8 protein-coding genes are annotated in these 7,872 nt (G+C 68.5%); 6 read left to right on the top strand and 2 right to left on the bottom strand.

Annotated features, from left to right (window positions below; translation table 11 throughout):
• Both ACJ73U_RS42855 and ACJ73U_RS42850 read left to right on the top strand, forming a co-directional pair.
• Nucleotides 1-603 (top strand): zinc-binding dehydrogenase (locus ACJ73U_RS42855; protein ID WP_407783527.1); only part of this gene is annotated, 603 nt, incomplete at its 5' end.
• Between the two features lie 237 nt (nt 604-840).
• Nucleotides 841-1,608 (top strand): glucose 1-dehydrogenase, encoded by a 768-nt coding sequence (locus ACJ73U_RS42850; protein WP_407783526.1) that lies wholly within the window; start codon nt 841-843, stop codon nt 1,606-1,608.
• A gap of 139 nt (nt 1,609-1,747) precedes the next feature.
• Here ACJ73U_RS42850 and ACJ73U_RS42845 read toward each other — a convergent pair whose 3' ends face one another.
• Both ACJ73U_RS42845 and ACJ73U_RS42840 read right to left on the bottom strand, forming a co-directional pair.
• On the bottom strand, nt 1,748-1,987 hold the full coding sequence (locus tag ACJ73U_RS42845) for a hypothetical protein (protein ID WP_407783525.1): 240 nt from the start codon (nt 1,985-1,987) through the stop codon (nt 1,748-1,750).
• A 206-nt stretch (nt 1,988-2,193) separates the two neighbouring features.
• Entirely contained in the window at nt 2,194-3,192 is a 999-nt protein-coding gene (locus tag ACJ73U_RS42840) for a LacI family DNA-binding transcriptional regulator (RefSeq protein ID WP_407783524.1), read from the bottom strand.
• 254 nt (nt 3,193-3,446) lie between these two features.
• On the opposite strand from ACJ73U_RS42840, the gene ACJ73U_RS42835 reads away from it, so the two are divergent.
• From ACJ73U_RS42835 to ACJ73U_RS42820, 4 genes are all read left to right on the top strand, one after another.
• Nucleotides 3,447-4,544 carry a substrate-binding domain-containing protein gene (locus tag ACJ73U_RS42835; RefSeq protein ID WP_407783523.1) on the top strand — a complete coding sequence of 366 codons (1,098 nt, stop codon included), beginning with the start codon at nt 3,447-3,449 and terminating at the stop codon, nt 4,542-4,544.
• Between the two features lie 58 nt (nt 4,545-4,602).
• Nucleotides 4,603-5,388 (top strand): ATP-binding cassette domain-containing protein, encoded by a 786-nt coding sequence (locus ACJ73U_RS42830; RefSeq protein ID WP_407783522.1) that lies wholly within the window; start codon nt 4,603-4,605, stop codon nt 5,386-5,388.
• On the top strand, nt 5,388-6,638 hold the full coding sequence (locus ACJ73U_RS42825) for a sugar ABC transporter permease (protein ID WP_407783521.1): 1,251 nt from the start codon (nt 5,388-5,390) through the stop codon (nt 6,636-6,638). The genes ACJ73U_RS42830 and ACJ73U_RS42825 overlap by 1 nt, the downstream gene beginning before the upstream one ends.
• A 427-nt stretch (nt 6,639-7,065) precedes the next feature.
• Nucleotides 7,066-7,872 (top strand): family 1 glycosylhydrolase (locus tag ACJ73U_RS42820; RefSeq protein ID WP_407783520.1); only part of this gene is annotated, 807 nt, incomplete at its 3' end.

Genomic DNA, 7,872 nt, shown 5'->3' with positions numbered 1-7,872 from the left:
CCGAGCCTGCTCGCCGCCTCCGACGTCCTCGGCACCGGCTGGTTCGGCGCGGTCGCCGCCCAGGCTGGCCCGGGCAGGACGGTCGCGGTTGTCGGCGACGGTGCCGTCGGGCTGCTCGCGGTCCTGGCCGCCAAACAACTCGGCGCGGAACAGATCATCGCGATGAGCCGCCACCAGCCCCGCCAGAAACTCGCCCTCGAGTACGGGGCCACCGACATCGTCACCGAACGCGGCGACGAGGGCGTGGCGGCGGTCAAGGACCTGACCGCCGGCCTGGGCGCCCACAGCGTCATCGAGGCGGTCGGCACCCACGAGTCGATGCTGCAGGCGATCCGCGCCACCCGCCCCGGCGGACACGTCGGCTACGTCGGCGTCTCCCACGACGTCACGCTCGACGGCCAGGAGCTGTTCTTCTCTCACGTCCACCTGCACGGCGGCCCCGCTCCCGTCCGCCAGTACCTTCCGGAACTCATCGACCTGATCTGGCACCGCCGGATCGACCCCGGCAAGGTCTTCGACCTCGAACTCCCCCTCGACCAGGCCGCCGAGGCCTACCGGGCCATGGACGAACGCCGCGCCATCAAGGCCCTGCTCCGCGTATGACAGCCATGCGATGTCGTGTCGTCGTCGCCCTGACCGCCGGCCTGCCCGGGGTCACCTCGCCGGGACAACCAGCCCAGTCCGTAACCGAGGGAACTCCGACGGGTGCGGCGCGAACAGCGCCGTGCACCACTGAGGCCGAACTCGTCATCCGGGTGTCGAGGACGACGCCAGGGACGAGAAGAACAACCACCACGACGCCCGCCCGCAAGGAGCGGCCACCGAACAGGGGAACAACCGTTGAACCCGACCTACGACTACACCGGCCAGGTCGCCCTGGTCACCGGCGCCGGCTCCGGCATGGGCCTCGCGACCGCACAGGCCTTCGCGAACGCCGGTGCGGCGGTCGTCCTCGCCGACATCGACCAGGACGCCGTGCACCGCACGGTGGACCAGCTGACCACCGCAGGCCACCAGGCACTCGCCGTCGTCTGTGACGTGACGGACGAGGAGCAGGTGGCCGCCATGGTCGACACGACGGTGGCGACCTTCGGTCGCCTGGACGCGGCGTTCAACAACGCCGGCATCCAGGTCCCACCCCACGACGCCGCGGACGAGCCGGCCGAGGTGTTCGACCGGGTCAACGCCGTGAACGCGCGGGGCATCTGGGCGTGCATGAAACACGAACTGCGCCAGATGCGCAGTCAGGGCAGCGGCGCCATCGTCAACTGCTCCTCCCTGGGCGGCCTGGTCGGCATCCCCGGCCGTGCCGCCTACCACGCCTCCAAACACGCCGTACTCGGCCTGACCAGCAGCGCCGCCCTCGAATACGCGCCACGCGGCATCCGGATCAACGCCATCTGCCCCGGCACCATCGACACCCCCATGGTCGCCGACATGATCGCCAACGGCGAGCTCGACCTCGAGGCGGCCATCGCCGACCAGCCCATCGGACGCCTCGGCCGCGCGGACGAGATCGCCGCCGCCGTTTTGTGGCTGTGCAGCCCAGCAGCCGGTTTCGTCGTCGGCGTCGCACTTCCCGTTGACGGCGGCTACGTCGCCCGCTGAACACCATCACCCCCGGCGACGTGTGGCGGACCTGAAGGCCGCGAATCACCGCCGCCGACATCAAGGAACGCGGTCGAAAGGGCTGGGTGTCGGCATCAAGGAGCCAGGCAGGCCAGGCCGATCTCGCTGAACCGGTGGATCACATCGCGTAGGTGTCCTCGTCGGCGGCCACCAACTGGGCGATCACCGGCGCCCCGAACCGCAGCCGCCGCGGGGCCCGCCCTCCGGTCGACGGCGCCAGCCCGTCCTCGATCAGCAGGCCGCACGCCAGCAACTCGCCCAGCCGCTGCGTCACCAGCTTCCGCCCCGGTCCGGACCGCGCGATCAGCTCCGGCAGGGTGACGGCCGCGCCGGAGCGGACATACCGAGCAGCCGGCACAGGCTGTAGGCAGAGTCGGCCGCAACCGCCATCCCGACCCACCACCCCGCGGCCACATCCGGGGTCATCACCCCAGATTCCGGTCTGGCCGCTCTGTAGTGTTGCCGCCGGCGCTTCGAGCCCGAGTGTGCTGCTCGGCGGCCGTGCACGCCAGCAACATGGGTGGCGTGGCGGGTTCGGTCGGTTGGCGGGCCAGTTCCGGCCCGCTATGCGCTGGCGCGGCGGACCACCTGGATCACGTCCTGGCCGGGGCCGGGTGTGGTCGGCTTGTTGTCCAGCGTGCTGACAACTGCGGAGGCCAGGTGGTGGCCCAGCGCGGACATACCGGTGGAGATGGTGGTCAGAGCCGGATCGGTGAGCGCGCCTGCCGGGATGTTGTCGACGCCGATGACGGCTAGGTCAGCTGGTGCCGTCATGCGTCGGGTCCGCATGCCGGCCAGCACCGCCAGTGCGACCTCGTCGTTGTACGCGCAGATACCGGTGACCTGGTGGCGAGTTGTGCACCAATAGTCGATTGCCTCGGTTGCCGAGTGGACACTCAACGTGATTGTCCTCGCCAACGGTTCCTCGACGCCGAGCAGGGCGCAGGCCTTCCGTGCACCTTCCAGACGGGGCTGGGTGAAGGCGGAGAGCCGGTCGTCGTCGGGCAGTGCGAAGCCCAGCCGACGGTGACCGGTGGCCGCGAGGTGTTCCACCTGGGATCGTCCGATCGCCTGCTGGAAATCCGCGAACGTGCCGGCGCCACCGAACCGGAAGATGGGCGCTATGACAGGGATGCCGGCCTTACGTACGGCCTGTGCCTCGTGGTCTGTGAGTGCCTGGTGGTTGATCACCGCCGCCGGTGTGATGGCCTTCCACAGGTCCGCGACGGATCGAGCGGAGCGCGGATGGATGTGTACGACCAGGGTCAGGCGGGCTGCGGCGAGGGCGAGGGTGAGGTCCTCGACCAGTCTGGCGATTGAGGGCCCGATCGGCCACTCCGGAAGCAGGAACAGAACCACGTCGCTCCGGCCTGCGCGTAGGGCGCGGGCTGGCGCGGACGGGGTGTACCCGAGCCGCTCGGCGACGCTGAGGACCCGCCGGCGAGTTTCCGACGAGATCGACTGGTTCGGGGTGCCGTTGAGGACGTAGCTGACGGTCGCCCTGGACACACCGCTGTGATGTGCCACCTCTGCGCTGGTCACCCGGCGCCCCGGCGTGGACACAGAGACCTCCTTCGCCCGCGCGAGATGTCTTGCCAACGACTGTGGTGAAGTCTACAGTCCGGTACTTACACGTGTAAGTGCGAAGTGTGAAGCATCGGCAAAGAAACTCACTTGATCTTCGGATCCAGACAGCCGGCGACCTACCACATGGACGCGTCGGCGAGCCGAGTGCCGCGCCAGTGAGATACCCGCGCCATAGTCGACTTCGTCCTCCACCGGCCCACCAGCATTGTCCTGACCCAAAGGAGGGTCTCGTGAGGATACGAACGATGACGATGATCGTCGCACCACTGTTGCTCATCGGAGCGTTGGGTGCCTGCACCAAATCGGCCGAGGAGACCGCCAATGCTACGCAGAGCGGCGGTCCCTGCAAGATCGCGCTGCTGTTGCCGGAGAACGCGACGCCCCGGTACGAGGCGGCCGACAAGCCGTACTTCGAGGCCGAGGTTGCGAAGAAGGCCCCCGACTGCGAGGTGCTCTACTTCAACGCGGCCAACGACGGCACCAAACAGCAGCAGCAGGCCGAGACCGCGCTGACCCAGGGTGCGCGGGCCCTCGTGCTCGACTCGGCCGACACCACAGCCGCGGCCAGCATTGTCGAGCAGGCCAAGGCCAAGGGTGTCAAGACGATCGCCTATGACCGCACGCCCAACGGGCCGGTCGCCTACGAGTTCACCTTCAACGCGGAGCAGGTCGGGCAGTTCCAGGGGCAGGCGCTGGTCGACGCGATGACCAAGGCCGGTGTGCCCAAGGGCGCGCAGGTGGTCATGATCAACGGGGACACGTCCGGACCGGAGGCGCTGAAGTTCAAGCAGGGCGCGCACAAGGTCATCGACTCATCCGGATACACCGTCGGCGCGGAGTACGACACGCCCAAGTGGTCACCCGACACCGCGACGACCGAGATGAGCCAGGCCATCACCAAGATCGGCAAGGACAACATCAAGGGTGTCAACGTCGCCAACGACACCATGGCCGGTGCCGCCATCAACGCGATGCAACAGGCCGGGATCAGCTCGCTGCCGCCGGTCACCGGCCAGGACGCCGCGACCGACGGGTTGCAGCGCATCCTGCTCGGCACCCAGACCATGACGATCTACAAGGCGTTGAAGAAGCTCGCGGTCGCCGCGGCCGACGCGGCGGTGGCGGTTGCCACCGGCAAGCCGGTTGCCGGAACCACGACCACCGTGACCAACGCGACCGGGGACAGCATCCCGGCGAACCTGCTCACGCCGGTGGTTGTCATGACCGAGAACCTGAAGTCCACAGTGGTCGCGGACGAGTTCGTGAAGGCTGCCGACCTGTGCACGGCCGACGTGCAGGCGGCGTGCCAGAAGTACGGGATCTCCTGACCGAGGCGGGCGCGCCACGAGGGCGTCCACCGCCCGGACCATGGAAGGGAGGCCCGATGTGGCCCCGATTCTGCGACTGAGCAAGGTTTCCAAGCAGTACGGCGCGGTCAAGGCGCTCAACGACGTCGACTTCCACGTGGACGCCGGCGAGGTGGTGGCGCTGGTCGGCGACAACGGAGCGGGGAAGTCGACACTGATCAAAGTGATGGCCGGAGTCGCACCGGCGGACTCCGGCACCGTGGAGTTCGCCGGCCAACCGGTCTCCCTACAGCGTCCCCATGACGCCACCAGGCTGGGAATCGCCACGGTCTACCAGGATCTGGCGCTGTGCGACAACCTCGACGTGGCCGGCAACCTGTTTCTGGGACGCGAGGTACTGGCGGCCCGACCGTGGCGCTACCTGCGCCTGACCAACAAGGTCGAGATGGGCCGGCGTGCTCGTGATCTGCTGGGCACGCTGCGGGTGGAGATCCGTGACGTCCGGGCCGAGGTCGCCTCACTGTCCGGCGGACAGCGTCAGGCCGTGGCGATCGCCCGATCGCTGCTGGGCGACCCGCAGGTGGTCCTGCTCGACGAACCGACCGCAGCCCTCGGTGTCGCGCAGACGGCGCAGGTCCTCCAGTTGATCGCCGAACTCAAACGACGCGGACACGCGGTCGTGGTGATCAGCCACAACCTCGCCGACGTGTTCGACATGGCCGATCGCATCACCGTCCTGCGCATGGGGCGCAACGCCGGAGACTTCCCGATCGGCCGGACGACCCGCGAAGAGATCGTCGCCGCGATCACGGGTCTGGACAGCCGCCCGGACACCGGAGCTGTCGAACCAACGGGAGTCCAGTGATGAGAACCAAGCACGACGGGGTGGCATCCGCACCACCGGCGACAATCGAGCCCGGGGCAGTGCCGCCCGAGGACGCGGCACCCGGAGCGCGGGCGAACCGGGGCCGGTTGCGGGATCTCGGCGTGGGATCGCTACCGGTGCTGCTGGGACTGCTGATCATTTGGGTCACCTTCCAATCGCTCAACGACGCGTTCCTGTCCTCCGGCAACCTCTACAACCTGGTCCGCCAGATCTCCTTCGGTGGCGTGGTCTCGCTCGGCATCGTCATGGTGCTGCTGATCGGCGAGGTCGACCTCTCGGTCGGCTCGATCAGCGGACTGGCCGCCGCGGTGCTGGCCGTCCTGGTCGAGAACCGTGACTGGAACCCGTACCTCGGCATCCTGGTGACGGTCCTGCTGGGTGCTGCACTCGGCTTCGGTCAGGGGTTCATCCGGACCCGGTTCAACGTGCCGTCGTTCATCGTGACGCTGGGCGGGCTGCTGCTGTTCTACGGCTTGCAACTGCGTGTCCTCGGCAGCACCGGAACGATTCGGTTCCCGTTCGAGGAGACCATCGCCCAGATCGAGAACCTCACCTTCGAGGTGGCGTCCAGCTACGCGCTGGCCGCCGTCGCGGTCGTGGCCTACCTGGCGGTGATGGCCAACAACCGCCGCCGCAACCGGGCCGCGGGTCTGCCCGCTCCTTCGTGGACGGGCATCGCCGTGCGCACGGCGGTTCTGGCCGTGGTGGCGTTCGGCAGCGTCTGGGAACTCAACCGCTCGGCCGGTCTGCCGCTGGCACTGGTCATCCTGGTCGGCCTGGTGTTGGTGTTCTGGGTGTTGAGCACTCAGACCCGTTACGGGCAGCACGTCTACGCCGTCGGCGGCAACGCCGAGGCCGCGCACCGGGCGGGCATCAACGTCAACCGGATCAGGATCTCGGTGTTCTGCCTGTCCGGCGCCACCGCGGCGATCGGTGGCGTCATGGCGGGGTCCTACGTCGGCGCCGCCTCTCAGCAACTCGGCGGCGACACCCTGCTGCTCTACGCCATCGCTGCCGCCGTCATCGGCGGGACGAGCCTGTTCGGCGGCCGCGGCAACGCCTGGTCCGCTCTGCTCGGCTGGCTGATCATCGGGTCCATCTACAACGGCATGTACCTGCTCAACCTCGAGACCGACGTGCAGTTCATGATCATCGGCGCGGTACTGATCGGGGCGGTCGTCGTCGACGCGCTGACCCGCCGCGGCCGACAGCTCCGCACCGTCGGTTGACCAGCCACCAGCAACGTACGGAGGAGCACATGCGCCCCCGCTACCACGAACTGCGTGACCGATCGGGTTTTCCGGACCGTTCCAGCTGGGGACTGTGGGGGCCCGACGACCAGGTCGGTGCCCTCGGCGAGGTGACCGCCTACCATGTCGCCGACGCAGCCGGATTGGCGACCAGCGGAGCGGTCTTCGCACTCAACTGGCGCCTGGACCTACCGGAACCGGCCCTGTTCGGCCGTGGGCCGTTCACCCACACCGTGACCGGCGACGGACACGGCCTTGACGACTGCTACGACGGCTTCTGGCCGCAGCGCTCCAGCCAGTGGGATACATCGGCCTGCTCGTGGCCGCGCCGCTCAACCTGCCCGGCGGTGTCGGCTCACCCGCCAACGCACTCGCCCTCATGTGAGCACAACCGCGAAGGAGCACGGTGCACAACACCGGAACCCCCGACTTCCCCGCCGACTTCCTGTGGGGAGCAGCCACCGCCGCACACCAGGTGGAGGGTGGTACCACCAACAACGACTGGTGGGACTTCGAGCACGCACCAGGCACCGCCGCGCTGGAGTCGTCGATCGACGGCATCGACCACTTTCACCGCTACAGCGAGGACTTCTCGCTGCTGAAGTCCCTGGGGCACAACGCTCACCGGCTGTCGCTGGAATGGTCACGCATCGAGCCTGCGCCGGGGGAGTTCAGCCGCGCCGGCCTGGCGCACTACCGGCGTGTGCTGACCGCACTGGCCGATGCCGGGATGACCGGATTCATCACCCTGCACCACTTCACCCTGCCACGCTGGTTCGCCACGCGGGGCGGATGGCTGGCCCCCGACGCGATCGCGCTGTTCACTCGCTACTGCCAGCGGGTGGTCGCGGAAATGGGTGACCTCATGCCGTTCGTGTGCACCGTCAACGAGCCCCAGATGGTCGCCCTGCACGGCTACCTGGAGGGCTGCCATCCTCCCGGCGTCACCAACCCGATCCTGTGGAAGCGGGTCGGCCGTGTGCTGCTCGACGCACACCGGGCGGCCGTGCGGGTCATCCACGACGGGCCGGGGGAGTCCCGGACCGGACTGGTCCTGCAACTGCCACTGCTCGCCCCCGCCAGGGAGGACGAGACCTGCCGCGCGTTCCACCGGACGATGCAGGGCGAGCTTGTGGAACTCTACCTCGACGGGTTGACCGGAGCCGACCGAGGCGACTGGCTCGGCGTGCAGTACTACCGCAAACAGTGGGTG

This window comes from Actinophytocola sp., assembly GCF_045807065.1.
Taxonomy (GTDB): Bacteria; Actinomycetota; Actinomycetes; order Mycobacteriales; family Pseudonocardiaceae; genus Actinophytocola.
Note: the sequence above shows the minus strand (reverse complement) of the source record. Positions and strands in the feature narration are given on the sequence as shown.